The following is a 20,371-nucleotide window of genomic DNA, read 5'->3' as shown; positions in this document are numbered from 1 at the left end:
GCTCCTCGCGGGACCGGCGACCGGCGGGCTCGGCCTCCTCCCGGGACCAGGGCGGCGCCCACGCGGCACCCCAGCTCGGGCGGTTCCAGTTCGGGCCGGTCCAGTCCGGTTCGGTGCTCGGCGGCCACTCGGCGGCCGACTGTCGCGAGCCGCCCGGTTCGGACCGCGACGACGGTTCCCGGTCGCCGCCCGGAACGTGCTGCGCACCGGCCGCCGGCTCGGCGACCGGGGACCGGTCGGCGCCCGGGTCCGCGCCGAAGCCACGCCCGCCCCGCTCGGGCCCGGCGGCACCCGCCGTGCGGTCCTGGTCGAACCCGCCCGTCGTGCGGTCCTGGTCGAACCCACCGGCCGTGCGGTTCTGGTCGAACCCACCCGCCGTGCGGTCCTGGCCGGCGGGGCCCGGCGTCCGCTCGGCGCGGGACCCGCCCGGGGCGCGGTCCTGGCCCGGCCCACCGGAGGCCCGGTCCTGGGCGAACTCCCCCGCCGCGTCGTGCGGGCCGGCGGCGACCGGGCCGGCGCCCCGGTCCTCGCGGAAGGCGCGGTCCGCGCCCAGCGCGCGGTCGACGCCGGCGACCCGGTCGCCGGCGGTCGCGCGGTCGCCGGTGGCGGGCGCGGCATCGACCGGGCGCTCGGCGGGCGGGCGCTCGGCAGGCGGCGGGAAGTGGCGCGGGTCGGAGGCCGACGGCTCCGGCGCGTAGTGGTCGCTCCAGCCGCGCGCCGGGCCGGCGGCCGACGGGGGCTCGTCGGCGGCGGCACGGTCGACCGTCGGCGCGTGGAAGCCGGGCGGCACCTCGAAGCCGCTGGCGGCGGTGCCCACCGGCGGGACCTGGATGGCAGGGGGCGCCGACGTCGGCAGACCCGGCTCCGACCAGCGGTTCTGCCGGCCGGCCGACGGGTCCTCGGAGGATCGCCGGGCCGGACCGGACTCGGGGTCGGTGAACCCGTGCTGCGTCCGGGGCGGCTGCTCGGCCGGCGGCGCCGGGCGCTGTGCGGGCACGACCAGCCGGTCGTTGCCCGGGTCGCGGCGCTGTTCGCCGAGGATGCCGGGCGGGGCGCTCACCGGGGCCTGGCGGTTGACCGGCGCGTCGTCGGCGGCATGGTCGACGCCGTTGGCGTGGTGGCCGTTGACCCGGGCCGGCGGCTCGGCCCCGGCCGGCGGGCCGGGCAGCGGTGGCGGCAGGTCGCCGTGCCGCGGCGACGAGGCGGCCCAGCCGGGGGTCGGCTCGGGCGGACCCCACGGCGAGGCCGGCTCGCGAGGGCTGGAGATCTCCCCGCCCCGGGACCAACTGGCCGCCGGGGGCGCCCACCCGCTGCCGGAACGGGCCAGGTCGTCCTGCGGACCCGTCCCGTCGCCGTGCTCTCCCGGGGTGGCGGCACCGGGTTGCCCTGTTTCACTCACCGCGCGCTCCTTGGTCGCCCCCGCTGAGGCTACCGTGTGGTGACAGTGGCGATAAGTTACAGCGGCGGGCCAATTCCGCGACGGGTCCCCGGGCCCCGACCGGTTCGGGTGAATTGCCGGCTCGTACGAAGAGACTCGGAGGTTCCCATGACCGCTGTGGGGAACGGTGCCCAGACCGCCGGCCGGCCCACCCGCCTGCCCCGTTCCGCGCGCCGCAAGCAGCTGCTCGCCGCAGCCCAGGAGGTGTTCGTCGCCCAGGGCTACCACGCGGCCGCGATGGACGACATCGCCGAGCGGGCGGGAGTCTCCAAGCCCGTGCTCTACCAGCACTTCCCCGGCAAGATGGAGCTCTACCTCGCCCTGTTGGACACGCACTGTGACGCGATCCTCGCGAAGGTCGACGACGCCATGCGCGGCACCAACGACAACAAGGAGCGGGTCGGCGCGTCGGTGCGCGCGTACTTCGACTTCGTCGACCACGAGAGCGAGGCGTTCCGCCTCGTCTTCGAGTCGGACCTGCGCAACGACCCGGCGGTGCGCCAGCGCGTCGAGCGGGTGGAGCAGGGCTGCATCGCGGCGATCACCGACACCATCATCTCCGACACGGGGATCAGCCGGGCCCACGCCGAGCTGCTCGCCTCCGGCCTGGTCGGCGCGGCCGAGACCGCCGCGCAGTTCTGGCTGGCCCGCGGCCGGCAGCTGCCCAAGGCCGAGGCGGAGGCACTGGTCGCGGCGCTCTCCTGGCGGGGCATCGCCAGCTTCCCGCTGCAAGGTGAGTCAGCCTGAACATCCGGCCCGAGATCGGATAGCCTTCCCATCGGCGGCTCTTTCGCCCGAATGAGGAGGCACAGTGGAGGTCAAGATCGGCGTGCAGTACGCGCCCCGCGAGCTGGTCCTGGAGAGCGCGCAGTCGCCGGCCGAGATCGAGCAGATCGTGACCGACGCCTTCGGCAAGGACGAGGGCACCCTCTCCCTGACCGACGAGAAGGGCCGGCGGGTGATCGTGCCGGTCAACAAGGTCGCCTACGTCGAGATCGCCGAGGCGTCGCCGCGCGCGGTCGGGTTCACCGTCCGCTGAGTGGTCCGGTCGGCCGCGACGGGTGACCCGACGATCGCCCGTCGCGGACGCCGGCCGCGGTCAGTTGTTCAGCCCGGCGGCGGCCATCCGCGTGGCGTGCGCCGCGGTCAGCCGCCCGAACAGCCCCGGCACATCCACCCGGCCGCTCTGTGCCACGAGCGCGGTGAGTGCCCCCCGCTCGGCGGCGGCGACCCGGCCGGCCTGTGACAGCGCCTCGCCGACCAGGCGCCGGGCCCACATCGAGAGCCGGCCGGCCACCCTCGGGTCGGCCTCGACGGCCGCCCGGATCTCGGCGACGGCGAAGTCGGCGTACGACGAGTCGTGCAGCACGTCGAGGACGAGCTGACGGTCCGGCTCGGCCAGGGCCGCGGCGATCTCCCGGAGGAAGTCGTCGGTGATGGCGTCGCCCACGTACGCCTTCGTCACCGCCTCCGCCCAGTCCCTCGGCTCGGTCGAGTCGTGGTACGCCTGGAGCGGCTCGACGTACGGCGCCATGGCGTCGTCGGGAAGCACGCCGAGCGCGGCGAGCCGGTCGGCCAGCCGCCGGTAGTTGCCGATCTCGGCGGCGGCCATCTCGCCCAGCGCCGCCCGCCGGCGCAGGTCGGGGGCGAGCCGGGCGTCGACGGCCATCCGTTCGAAGGCGAGCAGCTCACCGAAGGCCACCAGGCCGAGCAGGTCGACGACGGCGTGGTCGGGCGGATCGGTCGCGGACACGAGCGCAGGCTACCGCCCGCCGGCAACCGGGCCAGAAGTGACACAGGTCACCTGGGTGCCCCCCGGCGTGGCGCGCGCGCATGGAATCAGGACGCCTCCGGGTCGGTTCAGGTAGCATGGAGCAGTTGCCACGGGCGCCGACCTGACCCAGGCTGATCCGAGCGATCAGCCGGCCCGGTCGAAGTGTGAGGCCCGCGGCGCGCGTGCGGCCCGGTCCGGCGAGGCATTCAGCCGCCGACCGTGTGGCCCGCGCCACACCGAACGCGCCCTGAGGACATGACGGGGCGCACCCACGAGAGGGCACCCCCAAATCCATATGAGCGAGCTGACTCAAGACCTCATGGACGGCCAGGAACTGGCCGCCACCGCTCCGGTGCGCCCGGAGGCACCCACCTTCGCCGAGCTGGGCGCGCGTCAGGAGACCGTCGACGCGCTGGCCGCGGCCGGCATCACCCGCGCCTTCGCCATCCAGGAGTACGCGATCCCGATCGCGCTGCGCGGCGTCGACATGATCGGCCAGGCGCCCACCGGCACCGGCAAGACGCTCGGCTTCGGCGTACCGCTGCTGGAGCGGGTGTTCGCGCCGGGCGAGGGCAGCGACGGCGTGCCGCAGGCCCTGGTCGTCGTACCCACCCGTGAGCTGGGCATCCAGGTGGCCAAGGACCTCGCCGCCGCGGGCCGGACCCGGGGCGTCCGGGTGCTGCCGATCTACGGTGGCGTGGCGTACGAGCCGCAGATCGACGCGCTACGCAAGGGCGTGGAGATCCTGGTCGGCACCCCCGGCCGCCTGATGGACCTGCAGAAGCAGAAGCACCTGCGGCTGGACCGGGTCCGCGCGCTGGTGCTGGACGAGGCCGACCGGATGCTCGACCTGGGCTTCCTCGACGACGTCGAGAAGATCCTGGCGATGCTGCCGGAGGACCGGCAGACCATGCTCTTCTCGGCGACCATGCCGGATCCGATCGTCACCCTGTCCCGGCGCTTCCTGCGCCAGCCGATGACGATCCACGCCGGGCACACCGCCGAGACCGGGCCGTCCCCGCAGACCGAGCAGCTGGTCTACCGCACCCACTCGATGAACAAGGTCGAGATCGTGGCCCGCATCCTCCAGGCGGAGGGGCGCGGGCTGACCATGATCTTCACCCGCACCAAGCGGGCCGCCGACCGGGTCGCCGAGGACCTCGACTTCCGGGGCTTCGCGGTCGCCGCCGTGCACGGCGACCTCGGGCAGGGCGCGCGCGAGCGGGCGCTGCGGGCGTTCCGGGCCGGCAAGATCGACATCCTGGTCGCCACCGACGTGGCGGCGCGCGGGCTCGACGTCAGCGGCGTGACCCACGTCATCAACTACGACTGCCCCGAGGACCAGGACACCTACACCCACCGGATCGGCCGTACCGGCCGGGCCGGGGCGACGGGCGTCGCGGTGACCTTCGTCGACTGGGACGACATGCCCCGCTGGCGGATCATCGACAAGACGCTGGGCCTGGAGATGCCGGAGCCGGCGGAGACGTACCACACGTCCCCGCACCTCTACACCGACCTGCACATCCCCACCGACGTCAGCGGCACCCTGCCGACCGCCGAGCGCACCCGCGCCGGGCTGTCGGCCGAGGTCGAGGAGGACCTCGGCGGCGGACGGTCCCGTCGGGGCGAGGGCGGCCGGGGTTCCCGGCGTGGCGAGCGCGGCGAGCGCGGCGAGAGCCGTGGTCGTGGCGAGCGCCGCGCGGGCCGCGCCGGCGGTGCGACCGACGCGCCGGAGGCCGACGCGCCGGCCGACGCCGCCGAGGAGGGCTCGCGCGTCCCGCGTCGCCGTCGGCGTCGCCGTGCCGGCGAGACCGTCGCGGGCGAGCCGACCACGGTGATCGCCGCCGAGGCCACCGACGCCCCGGCCGCCGCCGAGGGCGAGGCCCCGAAGCCCCGCCGCCGCCGGCGCCGTCGGGCTGGTGGCTCCAGCGCCGGTACGCCGGCCGAGGCGACCGCCGACTGACCGACGTACGTCACCCGAGATCCCCCGGACCGGTGCACCCGGTGCCGGGGGATCTCCTCGTCCGGGCCGTGACCCGCCGGCCGGACGGACGCGACACCACACCGGCAGGCCCGCGTCGGGCACCACCGCGCACCGCGTGCCGGGCAGATCGCCGGTCGACCAGGAAGATGGAGCAATGCCCGAACCGCTGGACGCCGCCCTGACCGAGGTCCGGGCCCTGCTGCTCGACCCGGCGCTCACCCGTGCGGTGGCCGCCGGACGCCGACGTGGACACCGCCCCTCGATGGTCCGCGCCGAACTGCGGCCGGTCGCGCTCAAGGCGGGCCCCCGGTTGCAGATCTCCACCTCCGACGGCTCCCGCCCGTACACCCGCAACGTGGCCCCCGGCCCGGAGGCGGACGCGGCGGTGGACGCGCTGCTGGCCGAGCCGTTCGGCAACTGGCACGTGGAGACGGCCGACGCGACGCTCCAGCTGCGGGTCACCAAGTCCGGCGAGGCGCAGGTGCACCGGGCCGCCGCCGTCCGGCCCGCCGCCGAGCCGGGCGGGCACGACCGGGCGAAGGAGTACCTCCTCGACCCCGGCGACCCGATCTTCGCCGAGATCGGCGGCTCGGCCGCGAAGCGCCGCCAGGTCGACGCGTTCCTGCGGGCGCTGGCGGCGACCCTCCCGGACGACCTGACCGGCCCGCTGCGGGTGGTCGACCTGGGCTGCGGCAACGCGTACCTGACCTTCGCCGCGTACCGGTGGCTGGCACAGCGGGGCGTCGACGTCGAGCTGGTCGGCGTGGACGTCCGGGAGGACCAGCGGCGACGCAACACCGAGCTGGCCGAGCGGCTGGGCTGGGCCGACCGGGTCAGCTTCGTGGCCGGCACGATCGCCGACGCCGTCGTGGAACCCGCCCCCGACCTGGTGCTGGCCCTGCACGCCTGCGACACCGCCACCGACGAGGCCCTGGCCCGGGCGGTGCGCTGGCGGGCCCGCTGGGTGCTCGCCGCGCCGTGCTGCCACCACGACGTCGCGGCCCAGCTGCGTGCCCGGCCGGCCCCGGCCCCGTACGAGCTGCTGACCCGGCAGGGCATCCTCCGGGAGCGCTTCGCGGACGTCCTCACCGACGCGCTGCGGGCCGGGCTGCTCCGGCTGCACGGCTACCGGGCCGAGGTGGTGGAGTTCGTCGACTCCCGGCACACCCCCCGCAACCTGCTCATCCGGGCACGACGCACCGGCACCGCGCCGACCGCCGCCCAGCGGACGGAGTACCGGGAACTGGTCGGGCAGTGGGCGGTCACCCCACGGCTGGAGGCGCTGCTGCCACCGGCGCCCGCGCCGAACACCGCCTCCGACGCCCCGGTGCCCGACGACGTCGCGGCCGCCCACTGACCGAACGTCGCCCGGGCCGCCTGCCGGTCAGCGCGTGGTTCGTCGGGGCCGCCCGGCGCGGAGTTGCTGCTGGTCGGCGTCGCCGGGCAGTCGAGAGGCAGGCCTCCGGTCCGGTACGCGCCCGGCTCTTCCCGAGGCGACGTGGGGCCGCCGTCCAGCCCATGATCGTCTAATCTGCGGCGTCACCTCCGCCTCTTCCTGGACGGTCACCATGCGATGCCAGACCTGCGGGGACGCCACGTCCCCCGCCATCAACGAGTGCCAGCGCTGCCGGACACCACTCGGCCAGCCGGCGATCGCGCCGGGGGTGCCCACCTATCCCGTCGGGGGCCTGGGCACGGCCGCCGCGATCGCGGTCGGCGCGGCCAGCCTGCTCTACCTCCCCGGCGGGCTGTTCCCCGTGCTCGGCGTACGGATGGCCCGCGCCGCCGCCGAACGCAGTGACCGCGACCTCCTGCTGGGCGCGGCGGTCGCCGAGGGGCTACTCACCCTGGTCTACCTGTTGGCGGTGCTGACCGCCGCCGTACTGGTGATCATCTGGACCTGGCGGGTGCGGACGAACCTGGAGGCGTTTCCGGGAGCTGTGCCGACGCTGAGCCCGGCCTGGGCCATCGCCGGTTGGCTGGTTCCGCTCGCCAACCTCGTCATGCCGGCCCGGGTGGTGGCCGACGTGGCTCGCAACAGCCTCTGGCGGCGGACCACACCGGCGCTGGTCGGGCTCTGGTGGACGGCATGTCTGGTGTTCATCGGTGGGGAACGGATCGTTGCCTACCTCGACGAACAGCGGTACATGCGGCTGACCGAGTGGCCCCGCAGCGAGACGGAGTTCGCCACGTACGTCCGCTACTACCAGGACGCGCTCGGCCCACGCGTGATCCCCGTGGTCGCCTGCCTGGTCGCCGGGGCCTTGTTCATCGTGCTGATCCGCCGGATCTCCACCGCGCAGCAGGAACGGATCGCGAAGGCGGTTCCGCTCCGGCCCGGGCATCCCGGCGGGATCGTGCCGGATCCGGCCTCGGCGACGCCGCCGACGGTGGCTGGCACGATCGGGACATGACGGAACTGGCCGGCCCGAGCGGCGGCCCCCGGGTGTGATCCGCGCCATTCCGGGGGCGGAACATCCCATACACGAGCCGGTCTGGTCGGTCAGTCAATTGTTTCCCTACCTTTCCGTACTACCCTCAAGGGCGCGCCGCCGGGTGCCGGCCGGGAGGGAAGACCCGCAGGGATGGGTTCCGTAGAGGTTTCGCCGCAGATGGCCTTCGCACGTTTCGTGCGGCGCGCCATCGACGACGCCCGCGAGGAACGCGGCTGGACCGTCACCGACCTGGCGTCCCACACGGGCGTCGGTCGGTCGACCGTGTTCCGTTGGCTCGCCGGGGACTGGCAGGACTACCCCGAACTGGCGAAGGTGCGCGGCTTCTGCGCAGCACTGGACCTGCCGGTCGCGGCGGCGTTCCGCGCGCTCGGCCTGCCCGACGCCGGTCCCGCGCCCCGCCGGCGCGTCGACGACGGCCCGGTCGAGGCGGACGTCCGGGTGATCCTGCAACGGCTGGCCGACCCCACCGTGCCGGCGGAGGAGAAGCACCACATCCGCGACCTGCTGCGCTACCTGGCCCGCCGCCCGATCCGCCGCGCCGGCTGAACACCCCACCAGCGCAAACGCGGCCCACCCGGGTCCCCCCAGGCCCCCTCTCCGGCTTCCCCCTGGTGATCAGGACGCCATGGACGCTACCTGGCGCTCTTGACGTCCACGGCGTCCTGATCACCTTTGGCTGATGCGGCTTCGGGCGTTCGCGCTGAACCTGGCGGTGAGGCTGCCGGACCCGCACTAACCCGGCATCCGGCGGGGTCAGGGCACGGTGAGCGTGAACTCGGCGGTCCGCACCACGCCGGCGACCTGGAAGTCCAGGTAAAGCCGGTACCGGCCCGGGTCGGGCGTGGTCACCCAGAACGTCACCGCGCCGTCGACCGGCTGCGGCTCGGGGTGGACGTGCAGGTAGCCGAGATCCCCCTCGCGCAGGGCGACCAGGTGCCCGTACGCGCCGAGGTAGCGCTCCAGCGCCGGGCGCCCGCCGGCCGAGTCGACGCGGAAGGTCAGCGGCACGGTCACGCCGGCCTGGGGGGTGCCCTGGTAGCTGACGGTGAACCCGTCGACCGTGGCCGAGGACGCCGGTGCCGGCAGCGGCCTCGGCTGGTAGCCGCCCGGCGCGGTCAGGTCGACCCCGAGGGTCACGGCGGTCTGCCGGCCGTCGTCGGCGAGCGCGGTGAAGTCGGCGTACGCCCGCCATACCCCCGGTTGCGCCAGGGTCAGCGGCACCGACCAGGTGCCGTCGGCCGCCATCGTCGGGTGCAGATGCTGGTAGCCGGTCAGGTCGCGACGCACCACGATCAGGTGCATCGGCTTGTCGTGCACGACCGCGAACCGGGTCACCGGGCGGCGTTGCGCGTCCCGCACCAGGAAGCGCAGCTCGCCCGCGCGGCCGGCGGTGAACGCGGCGGCCACGGGGGTGAGCGTGTAGCCCGCCGAGCTGATCGAGAGGCCGGCGGCCTGCGCCGCCGCGGCCTGGTCGACGCCGTGCTCGTGGGCGCCCGTGCCGGGCGCGTGGCTGTGACCGGTGAGGGCGCTGTCCGCTCCCGCCGCCGCGGACGGGCCGCCGCCTTCGAGGCGACCGAGGCCGAAGCCGAGCAGGACGGCGAGCACCAACCCGCCGACGACCAGCGCGAGCCGGACGGTGCTCCGATCCGGCACGGCCGACACGTACTCCGCCTCGGCGGGCGCCTGCTCCGACGAGGACGGCGCAACGCCCGACGCGACCGGCGCCTGGTCCGGCGCGGTCGGCACACGGTCCGGCGCGGCCGATGCGTGGTCCGGCGCGGCCGACACCCGGTCAGGCACCGCCGCCGTCCCGGTCGCGAACGGGCTGCTCATCGGTCATGCCGCCCACGCTACCGCCCGTGAGCACCGCGCCGGCCCGCCGGTGGCGCGGCGTGGCGACGGTCGCAGTCCGCCCCCGCCGGGAACTTTCCCTGCCGATCCGGCCACCACGTCGCCGCCGCTCGAGCCTCTCCGCGGCGGCATCGGCGGCCGGGCACGGCCGACAGCCGACGGGCGGCCGGCAACCCGGCGCCGGGCGGCACCCGACGGACGCCGGGCAGTGGGCGGACGACCGGCGCCGGGCTGTGGCGGGCGGTGACGGGTGGCTCAGCCGGCCACGGCCAGCGCGAGCGGGAGCACGTCGGGGGCGCCGGCCCGGCGCAGCTCCCGGGCGACCATCGTCATCGTCCAGCCCGAGTCGACCAGGTCGTCGACGAGGAGCACCGGTCCGTCGAGCCCGGCGAGAGCGTCGGCCAGCTCGTCCGGCACGGCGAAGGCGCCGTGCAGGGCGCGTACCCGCTGGGCGCTGTTGCCGCGCGGGCCGCCGGCCGGGGCGCCCGTCGGCGTCACCTGGCCGAGCAGCGGCAGCCGACCCACGGCGGCGATCCGCTCGGCGAGCGAGCCGACCAGCCGGGGCCGGCGGCGCGAGCCGACCGCTACCACACCGACCGGGCGGCGCGGCCACCGCTCGTCGCCGTGCGCCCACGCCTTCAGCACCTCGACCACGGCGGCGGCCACGTCGTCGGGGACGACGGCGTCCGCCGCCTCCGGCCCGACCAGGTCGCGCAGCCGGCCGCCCCACCCCAGGTCGGACAGCCGCCCCACCGCACGCCCCGGCAGCGCCTGCTCCGCCGGGGCGATCCGCCCCTTCAGCGGTACGCCCACCGCCTCCAGCCCGGTCGGCCAGAGCTTCTTCGGCGTGATCTCCACCCCGGGCCGGCCGAGGAAGGTCTGTGCGGCGGTCAGCGCCACGTCCGACACGTCGGCCGTGAACAACGGGCCGGCGCAACGGTCGCACCGGCCGCAGTCGGCGGCCCCGACGTCGTCCAGGCACTCGCGCAGGTAGCGCAGCCGGCAGTCGGGGGTCCTCGCGTACTCCCGCATGGCCTGCTGCTCGGCGGTGCGCGCCTCGGCGACGCGGCGCAGCCGGGCCTCGTCGTAGACCCAGGGCTCCCCGGTGACGAGCCAGCCGCCGCGCACCCGGCGGACCGCGCCGTCGACGTCGAGCACCTTGAGCATCAGCTCCAGGCGGGCCCGGCGCAGGTCGACGATCGGTTCGAGCGCCTGGGTGGAGAGCGGGCGGTCGGTGCGCAGGGCGGCCAGGACGGCGCGGACCTGCTCCTCGGGCGGGAAGGCGAGCGAGGCGAAGTAGCGCCAGATGGCGGCGTCCTCGGTGCCGGGCAGCAGCAGCACCTCGGCGTGCGCGACGGCCCGGCCCGCGCGGCCGACCTGCTGGTAGTACGCGATCGGCGATGGCGGCGCGCCGAGGTGCACCACGAAGCCGAGGTCGGGCTTGTCGAAGCCCATGCCCAGCGCGCTCGTGGCCACCAGCGCCTTGATCTTGTTGTCCAGCAGGTCCTGCTCGGCGGCCCGCCGGTCGGCGTCCTCGGCCTGCCCCGTGTAGGAGGCGACGGCGTAGCCCCGGGAACGCAGGAACTCCGCGGTCTCGCCCGCCGCGGCGACCGTCAGCGTGTAGATGATGCCCGAGCCGGGGAGCCGGTCCAGGTGGTCGGCGAGCCACGCCAGCCGGTACGCCGGGCTCGGCAGCTCCACCACGCCGAGGCGCAGCGACTCCCGGTCCAGGCTGCCGCGCAGCACGAGGGCGTCGCCCAACTGCTCCGCCACGTCGGCGGTGACCCGGGCGTTGGCGGTGGCCGTGGTGGCCAGCACCGGGGTGCGCTCGGGCAGGTTGCCCAGGAAGGTACGCAGCCGCCGGTAGTCCGGCCGGAAGTCGTGCCCCCAGTCGGAGACGCAGTGCGCCTCGTCGACCACCAGCAGGCCCGTGGTGGCCGCCAGCTTCGGCAGCACGGTGTCCCGAAAGTCCGGATTGTTGAGCCGCTCCGGGCTGATCAGCAGCACGTCCACGGCGCCGGCGTGGATCTCGGCGGTGATCTCGTCCCACTCGTCGAGGTTGGCGGAGTTGATGGTGCGGGCCCGGATGCCGGCCCGGGCCGCGGACTCGACCTGGTTGCGCATGAGCGCCAGCAGCGGCGAGACGATCACGGTGGGCCCGGCGACGCCGTCGCCGGGCTGCGCCCGCTCGCGCGGAGGCGCGGAGGCACCGCCCTGGTCGCCCCCCTCGGGCGGCGGGGCGGTGCCCTGGTCGCGCTCGCGGAGCAGGGCGGTGGCCACGAAGTAGACCGCCGACTTGCCCCACCCGGTGCGCTGCACGCAGAGGACCCGACGGCGGTCGACCACCAGCGCCTCGATCGCCCGCCACTGGTCCTCCCGGAGCCGGGCGTGCTCGCCGGCCAACCGCCGCAGCACCGCCTCGGCCCGCTCCCGTACCGCCGTCCGATCCTGGCTCATCCGGCATTTCTACCAGCTACGACGGACGTTCCCGCCGGGCGAGAGCGGACGGGCGGCCAGGGACGTTCGCGTCCGCGTCGGTCCGCCGGCCGGAGACGGCCCGCGTCCGGCGTCGGGACGGGCACCCGGCGCCCGGGGCGGGGCGGCACGGCCCGGCTGTGGGAACCGGACAAACGGTGGTGATCCGCCGATCCGGGCGCACACGGCGCCCAGGGCGCGGGCGGGCGGCTGACGGTGACCTCGTGCCAAGATCTGCGGCGGCGACAGTCCAACCAGGAGAGAGAACAATGCGAATGACGCAACGAACCGGCACCGCCGGACGGGTCCGGCGGGTCGCGACGGCCGCGGCCGCCCTGCTGGCCGCGACCTCCCTGCTGGCCGGATGTGGCGACGACGACGCACAGGACTCCCCGGCGGCCTCCTCGCCGGTCCCGTCGGCATCCCCGTCGGCCAACCCGAAGAGCACGCTCCTGGCCGCGGTGCCGGACGAGGAGGACCCGGCCTTCCGGTTCAGCGGCAGCGACCCGACCGGCGTCGTCACCGGCGTGGTGGACCCGGCGGGCAAGGGCATGGACCTCACCCTCACCGAGAAGGACGAGGAACTCGACTTCACGATGAAGCTGTCCTTCCGCCTGATCGAGCAGCGCTCCTGGATGAAGGTGAGCTTCGACGGCGCCGAGGAACTCAGCAGCATGCTGAAGCTGCCGAAGAAGTGGATGGAGCTGGACCACGCGAAGCTGACCGACCCGGCCAGCGTGCCCTACTACGAGGGCGCCGACCCGGGCAACACCGGCGCGATCCTCGGGGCGGCTGGGGACACCGTGACGGACCAGGGCGGCGGGACCTACACCGGGACCGTGGACCTGACCCACGGCGAGCACGTGCGCCAGGCCATGGCGGACGCCGTGGACGTCGACGCGCTCGGCGCCGCGGCGAAGATGATCCCGTTCACGGCCGTCGTCGGGGCGGACGGGAACCTCACCTCGCTCACCCTGGAGATCCCGGCGGCCGGCAAGAACAAGGCCACGAAGTACGTCGTGAAGTACTTCGACTTCGGCAAGGCACCGAAGGTCGCCGTGCCGACGGGCAGCCAGGCGCAGAAGGCCCCGGCATCGGCGTACGAGCTGCTGAACGGCTGACGTACGGGAAGACGGGGTCGCGGTCGCACGAGGGGGCCGCGGCCCCGGTCGGGGCGAGCCGGCAGGGGTCAGGCCGGCTCGCGGGACACCACCGCCCGGACCGTCTCGACCAGGCTGGTCGTGCGGGGGTCCGGACCCATCGTGACGCGGAGCCCGCTCGTCACGTAGCCGAAGGCGATGCCGCTGGCCGGGTCGGCGTAGCCGAGCGAGCCGCCGTGGCCGGGGAAGCCGAAGGCGGTGGGCGACCACCACGGCTGTTCGGGCAGCGGCAGGCCGAAGCCGAGCGCCGGCCTGGTCGGCACCAGCAGCACCCGGTCGACCCCGCCGGCCTGTTCCCGGGTGGCGGCGTCGAGGGTGGCCGCGTCGAGGATCCGGACGCCGTCGACCTCGCCGATCAGCCCCGCGTAGAAGCGTGCCAGCGACGAGGCGGTGCAGATGCCGTTGACCGCGGGGACCTCGGCCGCCCAGGCACGCGGGTCGGCGAGGTCGAGCGGCGGGTCGGTCACCATCGTCGACCGGACCACCAACGAGGCCGGATCGGTGTACGCGGCGAACCCCTCCGGGGGCGGCCCGGCGGCGGCGGGTGGGGCGACCGGCTGCTCGACGAGCCGGGCGACCGGGTGCGCCTCGGTGGCGGGCAGGCCCACCCAGAAGTCCAGGCCCAGCGGTGCGGCGATCTCGTCGGCGAAGTACGTGCCGAGGCTTCGGCCGGAGACCCGGCGTACCACCTCGCCGACCAGCCAGCCGTAGGTGAGCCCGTGGTAGCCGTGTGCCGTGCCCGGCGGCCAGGCCGGTGCCTGGGCGGCCAGGGCGGCGACGACCGGCTCCCAGGTCAGTGCCTCCGCCAGTGGAACCGGACGGTCGAGCACCGGCAGCCCCGCCTGGTGGGACAGGAGCCAGCGGACCGGGATGCCGTCCTTGCCGGCCGCCGCAAACTCCGGCCAGTACTCGGCGACGGGTGCCGCCAGGTCGAGCTGCCCGCGCTGGGCCAGCAGGTGCGCGCAGGCCGCCGGCACGCTCTTGGTGGCCGAGAAGACCACCTGGAGGGTCTCCTCCCGCCAGGCGCGGCCGGTGGCGGGATCGGCGAGCCCGCCCCACAGGCGGGCCACCTCCCGGCCGTGCCGGTAGACGCTGAGGGCCGCGCCGATCTCGGACCGCGTCTCGAAGTTCGCCAGGAACGCCTCCCGGACCGGCTCGTAACCCGGCGCCACGGTGCCGCTGACCACGGACATGCGCTCTCCCTCCGGAGCGTCGGGCCCGGACGACGATCAGCCCGGGCAGCCACGTCAGGATAGCCTGACGAAACCAGTCAGGGAACCCTGACAAGCATATGCTTGCGGGATGGCGGAGGCAGAGGTGCCGGGGCACGCGAACCTCATCGGGTTCCGGCTGCCGGACGGGACGTTGAGTACCGACGCCGCAGCACCCGCGACGACCGTCGGCTACCGGGCCCGGTGCAGTTGCGGCTGGGTCGGCGCCAGCGACTACCCGGCCGCCGAGGAGGGCCGCTGGATGGCCACCTCCGAGTGGGGCGGACACATCAGGCCGGTCCTGGCCGCCACACCGCCCGGTTGGCTGCTGGGCCGTTCCGACACCCTCCGGGACAACGTCGCCGAGCTGGCCACCACCTGGCCGTTGCAGGCGCTCGGCATCCTCGCCGAGGTGGAACGCTGGCAACGGCCGCTGATCGAGCGCGCCGTCGTGGCGGCGCGGGAGGCCGGGCTCTCCTGGGCCGAGATCGGCAACGCGCTCGGCATCAGCCGGCAGTCGGCGCACGAGCGGTTCCGCAACCTCACACCGCCGAAGCCCTCCGCCTGATCGGATCCGCAGGCGCGACCCCGCTCACGGCGCACAGCGGGCGCGGTCGACGCCTGCGGGCCACCGGTGCCCGTCCGCGCGGAGGCCCCGCCGATGACGAGGCGTCGCCGGGCGGCGGCAGCTTCGTCATCGGCGGGGCCTGAGCCCGCGCCGTCAGGGGCGGCGGGACGGGGTGCGCAGGGAGTGCCGCAGGAGTGCCAGGCGCGGGGCGAGGCTGGCCAGGCCGCCGGGGAAGAAGTAGACGGCCAGGATGAAGACCGTGCCGAGCACGAAGAGCGGCTGGGACAGCGGGTTGCTCAGGAACGCCGGCAGGGCCTCCACCGCGTCGGACGTGCCGAACGCGACCAGCCGGTGGTCCAGGTACATGTAGAGGATGCCGCCGATCACCGGGCCCCACCGGGTGCCCGGCCCGCCGAGCACGACCATGACCAGCAGCGCCAGGGTCCACTCGGAGGAGGTGATGTGCGGCGAGGCGCCGCCCACGATCAGGACGTAGACCGCGCCGCCGGCCGCCGCGAGGCCGCCGGCCAGGGTGAACGCCACCAGCTTGAACCGGTACGGGTCGAGCCCCAGCACCCCGATCCGCCGCTCGTCGTCGCGCAGGCCGGCGAGCACCCGCCCGGTCGGCGAGCCCGACACCCGGTGCACCACGAAGACCACCACGACCAGGTACGCCAGCGCCAGCCAGTAGAGGTTGACGGTGTTGGTGACCCCGACCAGCCCCTCGGGCAGCCCGGACACGTCCAGCGGCAGCCCCTCCTCGCCGCCGGTGAGCCCGCCGAAGTCGCGGGCCACCAGGATCGCCCCGACCTGGGCGAAGGCGAGCGTCACCATGGCGAACGCGATCCCGACCGTACGCAGCGCCACCGCGCCGAGCAGCGCGGCGAGGATCGTCCCGCCGGTGATCGCGAGCAGCGCGGCCTGCCACAGCGGCAGTCCCGCCTTGGTGACGAGGATGTCGGTGCCGTAGACGCCGGCGGCGAAGTAGAGGGCGTGCCCGAAGGAGAGCATCCCCGTCCGCCCGAAGAGCAGGTCGTACCCGGCGGCCAGCCCGCCGAAGACCAGGCAGACGGCGAGCAGTTGCAGGGTGCCCGGGGAGTTGAGCGCCCCCTCGAAGACGCCCGGCAGGTGCAGCGTGGAGTAGGGCAGGATCAGCGCGACCAGCAGCGCGACCAGCGGCAGGTACGGGCGCAGCCCGTGCCACCGCCGGCGCCCCGGCGTCAGCTCGTCGGGCACCGCCGCGGGCGGCGCCGGAACCTCGGGGCTCTTGACCTCGGTCATGCCGTTGCCACCTTTCCGGCGATGCCCTGCGGGCGCAGCAGCAGCACCACGGCCAGCAGTGCGACCACGCAGATGTCGCCCAGCCCGGAGGTGCCGTAGTAGTTGACGAACTGTTGGGTCAGGCCGACGGCGACCGCCGCGTACGCGGACCCGGTCACCGAGCCCATCCCGCCGATGACCACGACGATGAACGCGAAGATCAGCAGCGAGCCGCCCTGGCCGGGCGAGACGGTGCCGAAGTAGACGCCGCCGAGCGCGCCGGCCAGCGCCGCCGCCGCCCCGCCGATCGCGAAGACCAGGGTGAACGCCTTGCGCACGTCGATGCCGAGCGCGGTGACCATCTCCCGGTTCTCCACGCCGGCCCGGATCACCAGGCCGTAGCGGGTCCAGCGGAGGAAGGCCAGGATCGCGCCGAGCACCAGCACCGCTGCGATGATCAGCAGCAGGCCGCCGTTGGGCACGTTGGCGCCGAGGATTCCGGTCACCTGCCGGGTCCACTCGGGACGGGGGAACGGCCGGGCGTCCGCGCCCCAGGTCGCCTGGAGCAGCGCCACGCCGGCCAGCGAGAGGCCGACGGTGACCAGCACCTGCTCGATGGTGCGGGAGTAGAGCGGCCGGATCAGCACCAGCTCGACGAGCACCGCCACCAGCGTGCCGGCGGCCACCCCGAAGGCGACCGCGACCACGAAGCCGAAGCCGTCCGATCCGGCGCCGGGCAGGTTGCCCGCCGCCCACCAGGTCCCGTACGCGCCGACGCCGAGGAAGACGCCGTGCGCGAAGTTGAGCACGTCGGCCAGGCCGAAGACCAGGGAGAGCCCGCTGGCGACCAGGAAGTAGAGCGCCGCCAGGCCGAGCCCGGTCAGCGTCAACAGGATGACGGTGTCCATCAGTGCTGGTCCTTCCTCGCGCCGGCCGGCGTACCGGCGGGGTGGTGTCCCTCCGCCGAGCCCACGCCCAGCAGCGACCTGGTCAGGGCGGTCTCCAGCAGCAGTTCCTGCGCGTCGCCGGTCCAGGCGACCTGGCCGGCGGCCAGCACGACCGCGTCCCGGGCGAGTCGCCGGACCACGGCGAGGTTCTGCTCGACCAGCAGCACCGGCACGGACTCGGCGACCCGTTCCAGCACCTCGGCCACCTCGGTCACCACCTTCGGCGCGAGCCCCTTGGTCGGCTCGTCGACCAGCAGCAGCCGGTTGTCGTTGAGCAGTACCCGGCCGATCGCGAGCATCTGCTGCTGCCCGCCGGAGAGCGAGCCGGCCCGTTGCCGTCCGCGCCGGTCCAGCTCGGGGAAGAGCGCGAAGACCTTGTCGTACGCCGGGGTGCTGCCCCGCCGCTCGGCGAGCCGGAGGTTCTCCGCGACGGTGAGCCCGGCGAAGACGCACCGGTCCTCCGGCACGTAGCCCAGCCCCCCGCGGACCAGCCGGTGGGTGGGCCGGGCCAGCAGGCTCTGGGCGCCCATCCGGACGGCGCCCCGGACCTCGCCGGCGGGCGGGGTGAGGCCGACGATCGCGCGCAGCGTGGTCGTCTTGCCGACGCCGTTGCGCCCGAGCAGGACGGTGACGCCGGTCGGGGCGACCGTGAAGGACACCCCCTGGAGGATGTGCAGCCCGGCGATGCGGACCGACAGGTTCTCCACGCTGAGAATGGGTTCCACTAGAGCGACTCCCCCAGGTAGGCCTCTTGCACGGTGGGGTTGGCCATCACGGTCTCCGGGGTGTCGCAGGCCAGCAGCGCGCCGTGGTGCATCACGGCGATCCGGTCGGCCAGCTCCAGGATGACGTCCATGTGGTGCTCGACCATCAGCACCGACCGGCCGCTGTCGCCGGTGAGCGAGCGGATCACCGAGACCAGCTCGGGCACGTCCTCGGCGCTGACCCCGGCCATCGGCTCGTCGAGCAGCATGACCCGGGGCTCCCCGGCGAGCAGCAGGGCGATCTCCAGCTTCCGCTTCTCGCCGTGGGCGAGGGTGCCGGCCAGCGCCGCACCCCGGTGGGCGAGGCCGACGCGGTCGAGCGCCGCGTCGGCGGCGGCGGCGACCTCCCGGTCGGCCGCCGCCCGCCGCCACAGCTTCATCGAGCCCCCGCGGTGCGCCTGCACGGCGAGCCGGACGTTCTCCCGCACGCTGAGCGAACCGAAGACCGAGGATGCCTGGAAGGTACGGCCGAGGCCGAGACGGGCCCGCTTGTGCGGCGGCAGGGAGCCGATGTCCTGCCCGTCGAGGGTGATCCGACCTTCCGTGGCCCGGCGTACGCCGGTGATCAGGTTGAACAGTGAGGTCTTGCCGGCGCCGTTGGGCCCGATGACGCCGAGGAACTCCCCCGGCGCCAGGTCGAGGTAGACGCTGTCGACGATGGCGACCTCACCGATCCGCCAGGTCAGACCGCGGGTGGCGAGCATCCGGTGTCAGCCCTTCATCGCCACGGCCGGCGGTGCGGACTCGTCCCCGGTCAGCGCCTTCTGGGCGGTGGCCGTGAACGCGGTGCCGCTGCCGGACAGCTTGGCCTGGAACATCGGCTGGAGCAACGCGTGGTCCTCGGCGCGGATGGTCATCTTGCCCTTGACCCCGTCGAAGCTCCAGCCCTCCAGCGCCTTGACCATCTTCTCGACGTCGTCGCCGCCCTCTTCGATGGCGCGGACGACCATCTGCGCGGCGGCGAAGCCGTCCGGGTGGAACAGGTCGACGGTGCCGACCTTGGCCTTCAGCGCCTTCACGGCCTCGTTGTCGGAGGCCCCGTCGAAGTAGTGCGACAGGAAGGAGATCTTGCTGCCGGCGGCGCCGAAGGTCGGCCACGAGGCGCGGATGTCCAGGCCGGTGACGACCGTGGTGGAGGAGAGCACGCCCTGCTGGTCGAGCGTCTGCCACATCGCGGGGGCGGTGGTGCCGGCCCAGGCGACGAAGAGCAGGTCCGGCTTGGCGGACTTGATCTGGCTGGCGAACGGGGTGAACTCGGTGGCGCTGGCCGGCGCCCGGACGCTGCTGACGGCAGCGCCCGCGCCGCCGATGACGGCCTTCACGGCCGCCTCGTTGGCGTCGCCGAAGGCGCCGTCCTGGGCGAACACCACGACCTTCTTGCCGGCCGGGTCGCCGATGAACGACTTGGCGGTGACCACGTCCTGGTACGACTGCCGCCCGGACCGGAACGTGTACTTGTTGGCGCCGGTCACCGCGTCGGTGGCGGCGGGCCCGGAGATGAAGAGGACCTTGTTCTGCGCGGCGATCGGGGCGACCTGGAGGGCCACGCCGGAGGCCGTCGAGCCCGCGATGATCTTGTTGCCCTTGCCGATCAGGTCCTTGGCCGCGGAGACCGCCTTCGCCGGATCCCCCGCGTCGTCGACCTCGGTGACCTCGACGGCCCGGTCGCCCACCTTGTTGGTGCCCTTGGTGGCGAAGTCGAGGCCGGCCTTGAATCCCTCGATGTACTGCTTGCCGTAGCTGGCGAGCGCTCCCGACTGGGAGTAGACCAGGCCAACCTTCACCGGGGCGGCGCTGTCGCCGCCACCGGAGGCGGTGTCCTGCGGGCTGCCACAGGCCGTGGCGGCGAGCGCCGCGGCCATCATCGTGGCGGCGGAGAGGAACACCCGCCGCGTCGTCCGGACCGTCATTGCGACTCCACGTGAGGACTCGGAGGTAGGGAACTCATATGACGGCTCACGCTAGAAGTGACGTCACCCACGGGCTATGTGGTCGAAACACACAAGTAACAGGGGTGGGGTGGTCACCGCTACCAGCCGGCGGCACGCGGCGCGGGGAGCGCGGGGGGCCGGTGGCGCCCCCGCCCATCGACGAAACCCCTCATGTGTCGGGCCCGGACATCGCGGCGGATGACCTTCCGGAGTTCGTGCTCACGCACGCCTGCGCGGCGAGCCCCAGCCCGACCGGCAGCCCGACCGGCACTCCGACCCGCACCCCGACCGGTCGCCCGACGGCCTCGCCGACCAAGAGCGAACTGCCCATCACCGGCGTCTCGGGCACCGGCACCCTGCTCCCGATCACCGCGCTCGGCCTGGTCGCCGTCGCGGTCGGGGCCTTCTTCCTCGTCGCGCACCGCAGACGGAACACGACCGGCTGAGCCGCCGGGCACACGCTGCCGAGAGCGTCGTGCGAACGACTTGGGTGACGGGGCGGTTCCGCGGGGAACCGCCCCCGTCGTGTCGGGAACGTCGCCGGAGGCC

Annotated in this window: 18 protein-coding genes; 9 read left to right on the top strand and 9 right to left on the bottom strand. The window is 74.6% G+C overall.

What is annotated here, in order from left to right:
* Positions 1-1,546: 1,546 nt before the first annotated feature.
* Positions 1,547-2,185: a TetR/AcrR family transcriptional regulator gene (locus tag ACLQ22_RS05070; protein WP_088998297.1), complete on the top strand. Its 639-nt coding sequence runs from the start codon at positions 1,547-1,549 to the stop codon at positions 2,183-2,185.
* Between the two features lie 64 nt (positions 2,186-2,249).
* Positions 2,250-2,477, top strand: coding sequence for a DUF3107 domain-containing protein (locus ACLQ22_RS05065; protein ID WP_088960194.1), 228 nt, complete (start codon positions 2,250-2,252; stop codon positions 2,475-2,477).
* A 60-nt stretch (positions 2,478-2,537) separates the two neighbouring features.
* On the opposite strand, the gene ACLQ22_RS05060 is transcribed toward ACLQ22_RS05065, so the two are convergent.
* Complete coding sequence (locus ACLQ22_RS05060) at positions 2,538-3,191, bottom strand: ferritin-like fold-containing protein (protein ID WP_425691272.1); 654 nt, start codon at positions 3,189-3,191, stop codon at positions 2,538-2,540.
* A 316-nt stretch (positions 3,192-3,507) separates the two neighbouring features.
* Here ACLQ22_RS05060 and ACLQ22_RS05055 point away from each other — a divergent pair, with 316 nt between their 5' ends.
* From ACLQ22_RS05055 to ACLQ22_RS05040, 4 genes are all read left to right on the top strand, one after another.
* Positions 3,508-5,178, top strand: coding sequence for a DEAD/DEAH box helicase (locus tag ACLQ22_RS05055; protein ID WP_425691271.1), 1,671 nt, complete (start codon positions 3,508-3,510; stop codon positions 5,176-5,178).
* Positions 5,179-5,353: 175 nt separating this feature from the next.
* A complete protein-coding gene (locus ACLQ22_RS05050; RefSeq protein ID WP_425691270.1) occupies positions 5,354-6,556 on the top strand; it encodes a class I SAM-dependent methyltransferase in 1,203 nt (400 codons plus the stop codon).
* 211 nt (positions 6,557-6,767) lie between these two features.
* On the top strand, positions 6,768-7,613 hold the full coding sequence (locus tag ACLQ22_RS05045; protein ID WP_425691269.1) for a DUF4328 domain-containing protein: 846 nt from the start codon (positions 6,768-6,770) through the stop codon (positions 7,611-7,613).
* A 171-nt stretch (positions 7,614-7,784) separates the two neighbouring features.
* Positions 7,785-8,201, top strand: coding sequence for a helix-turn-helix domain-containing protein (locus ACLQ22_RS05040; protein WP_091627481.1), 417 nt, complete (start codon positions 7,785-7,787; stop codon positions 8,199-8,201).
* A 207-nt stretch (positions 8,202-8,408) separates the two neighbouring features.
* Here the strand turns inward: ACLQ22_RS05040 and ACLQ22_RS05035 are convergent, their stop codons facing one another.
* On the bottom strand, positions 8,409-9,488 hold the full coding sequence (locus tag ACLQ22_RS05035) for a hypothetical protein (RefSeq protein WP_425691268.1): 1,080 nt from the start codon (positions 9,486-9,488) through the stop codon (positions 8,409-8,411).
* Positions 9,489-9,761: 273 nt separating this feature from the next.
* Positions 9,762-11,963: a DEAD/DEAH box helicase gene (locus ACLQ22_RS05030; protein WP_425691267.1), complete on the bottom strand. Its 2,202-nt coding sequence runs from the start codon at positions 11,961-11,963 to the stop codon at positions 9,762-9,764.
* A gap of 293 nt (positions 11,964-12,256) precedes the next feature.
* Between ACLQ22_RS05030 and ACLQ22_RS05025 the strand changes: the two genes are divergently transcribed.
* A complete protein-coding gene (locus ACLQ22_RS05025; protein ID WP_425691266.1) occupies positions 12,257-13,102 on the top strand; it encodes a hypothetical protein in 846 nt (281 codons plus the stop codon).
* Positions 13,103-13,170: 68 nt separating this feature from the next.
* On the opposite strand, the gene ACLQ22_RS05020 is transcribed toward ACLQ22_RS05025, so the two are convergent.
* On the bottom strand, positions 13,171-14,334 hold the full coding sequence (locus ACLQ22_RS05020) for a serine hydrolase domain-containing protein (RefSeq protein ID WP_425691265.1): 1,164 nt from the start codon (positions 14,332-14,334) through the stop codon (positions 13,171-13,173).
* 109 nt (positions 14,335-14,443) lie between these two features.
* Between ACLQ22_RS05020 and ACLQ22_RS05015 the strand changes: the two genes are divergently transcribed.
* Entirely contained in the window at positions 14,444-14,920 is a 477-nt protein-coding gene (locus tag ACLQ22_RS05015; RefSeq protein WP_425691264.1) for a hypothetical protein, read from the top strand.
* Positions 14,921-15,073: 153 nt separating this feature from the next.
* Here the strand turns inward: ACLQ22_RS05015 and ACLQ22_RS05010 are convergent, their stop codons facing one another.
* From ACLQ22_RS05010 to ACLQ22_RS04990, 5 genes are read right to left on the bottom strand one after another with little or no spacing between them, the layout of a single operon-like run.
* Entirely contained in the window at positions 15,074-16,201 is a 1,128-nt protein-coding gene (locus ACLQ22_RS05010) for a branched-chain amino acid ABC transporter permease (protein WP_425691263.1), read from the bottom strand.
* Entirely contained in the window at positions 16,198-17,088 is an 891-nt protein-coding gene (locus tag ACLQ22_RS05005; protein ID WP_425691262.1) for a branched-chain amino acid ABC transporter permease, read from the bottom strand. Before ACLQ22_RS05005 ends, ACLQ22_RS05010 begins: the two co-directional genes overlap by 4 nt.
* The gene (locus tag ACLQ22_RS05000) at positions 17,088-17,852 is read right to left on the bottom strand and encodes an ABC transporter ATP-binding protein (RefSeq protein WP_366639869.1); all 765 of its coding nucleotides are present in this window, start codon (positions 17,850-17,852) and stop codon (positions 17,088-17,090) included. The genes ACLQ22_RS05005 and ACLQ22_RS05000 overlap by 1 nt, the downstream gene beginning before the upstream one ends.
* Positions 17,852-18,595, bottom strand: coding sequence for an ABC transporter ATP-binding protein (locus tag ACLQ22_RS04995; protein ID WP_425691261.1), 744 nt, complete (start codon positions 18,593-18,595; stop codon positions 17,852-17,854). Before ACLQ22_RS04995 ends, ACLQ22_RS05000 begins: the two co-directional genes overlap by 1 nt.
* Before the next feature lie 6 nt (positions 18,596-18,601).
* The gene (locus tag ACLQ22_RS04990; RefSeq protein WP_132230839.1) at positions 18,602-19,801 is read right to left on the bottom strand and encodes a substrate-binding domain-containing protein; all 1,200 of its coding nucleotides are present in this window, start codon (positions 19,799-19,801) and stop codon (positions 18,602-18,604) included.
* A 194-nt stretch (positions 19,802-19,995) separates the two neighbouring features.
* Here ACLQ22_RS04990 and ACLQ22_RS04985 point away from each other — a divergent pair, with 194 nt between their 5' ends.
* Complete coding sequence (locus tag ACLQ22_RS04985; protein ID WP_425691260.1) at positions 19,996-20,268, top strand: hypothetical protein; 273 nt, start codon at positions 19,996-19,998, stop codon at positions 20,266-20,268.
* The last annotated feature ends 103 nt before the right edge of the window (positions 20,269-20,371 follow it).

Source organism: Micromonospora sp. DT178 (assembly GCF_049841695.1).
GTDB lineage: Bacteria > Actinomycetota > Actinomycetes > Mycobacteriales > Micromonosporaceae > Micromonospora.
This window is presented reverse-complemented; position numbering and strand designations above follow the sequence as displayed.

Excerpts from the sequence above, each read along its gene's own strand:
- ACLQ22_RS05070 (WP_088998297.1), top strand. The coding sequence starts at position 1,547 with ATGACCGCTGTGGGGAACGGTGCCCAGACCGCCGGCCGGCCCACCCGC.
- ACLQ22_RS05055 (WP_425691271.1), top strand. The coding sequence starts at position 3,508 with ATGAGCGAGCTGACTCAAGACCTCATGGACGGCCAGGAACTGGCCGCC.
- ACLQ22_RS05050 (WP_425691270.1), top strand. The coding sequence starts at position 5,354 with ATGCCCGAACCGCTGGACGCCGCCCTGACCGAGGTCCGGGCCCTGCTG.
- ACLQ22_RS05045 (WP_425691269.1), top strand. The coding sequence starts at position 6,768 with ATGCGATGCCAGACCTGCGGGGACGCCACGTCCCCCGCCATCAACGAG.
- ACLQ22_RS05040 (WP_091627481.1), top strand. The coding sequence starts at position 7,785 with ATGGGTTCCGTAGAGGTTTCGCCGCAGATGGCCTTCGCACGTTTCGTG.
- ACLQ22_RS05035 (WP_425691268.1), bottom strand. The coding sequence starts at position 9,488 with ATGAGCAGCCCGTTCGCGACCGGGACGGCGGCGGTGCCTGACCGGGTG.
- ACLQ22_RS05030 (WP_425691267.1), bottom strand. The coding sequence starts at position 11,963 with ATGAGCCAGGATCGGACGGCGGTACGGGAGCGGGCCGAGGCGGTGCTG.
- ACLQ22_RS05025 (WP_425691266.1), top strand. The coding sequence starts at position 12,257 with ATGACGCAACGAACCGGCACCGCCGGACGGGTCCGGCGGGTCGCGACG.
- ACLQ22_RS05020 (WP_425691265.1), bottom strand. The coding sequence starts at position 14,334 with ATGTCCGTGGTCAGCGGCACCGTGGCGCCGGGTTACGAGCCGGTCCGG.
- ACLQ22_RS05015 (WP_425691264.1), top strand. The coding sequence starts at position 14,444 with ATGGCGGAGGCAGAGGTGCCGGGGCACGCGAACCTCATCGGGTTCCGG.
- ACLQ22_RS05010 (WP_425691263.1), bottom strand. The coding sequence starts at position 16,201 with ATGACCGAGGTCAAGAGCCCCGAGGTTCCGGCGCCGCCCGCGGCGGTG.
- ACLQ22_RS05005 (WP_425691262.1), bottom strand. The coding sequence starts at position 17,088 with ATGGACACCGTCATCCTGTTGACGCTGACCGGGCTCGGCCTGGCGGCG.
- ACLQ22_RS04995 (WP_425691261.1), bottom strand. The coding sequence starts at position 18,595 with ATGCTCGCCACCCGCGGTCTGACCTGGCGGATCGGTGAGGTCGCCATC.
- ACLQ22_RS04990 (WP_132230839.1), bottom strand. The coding sequence starts at position 19,801 with ATGACGGTCCGGACGACGCGGCGGGTGTTCCTCTCCGCCGCCACGATG.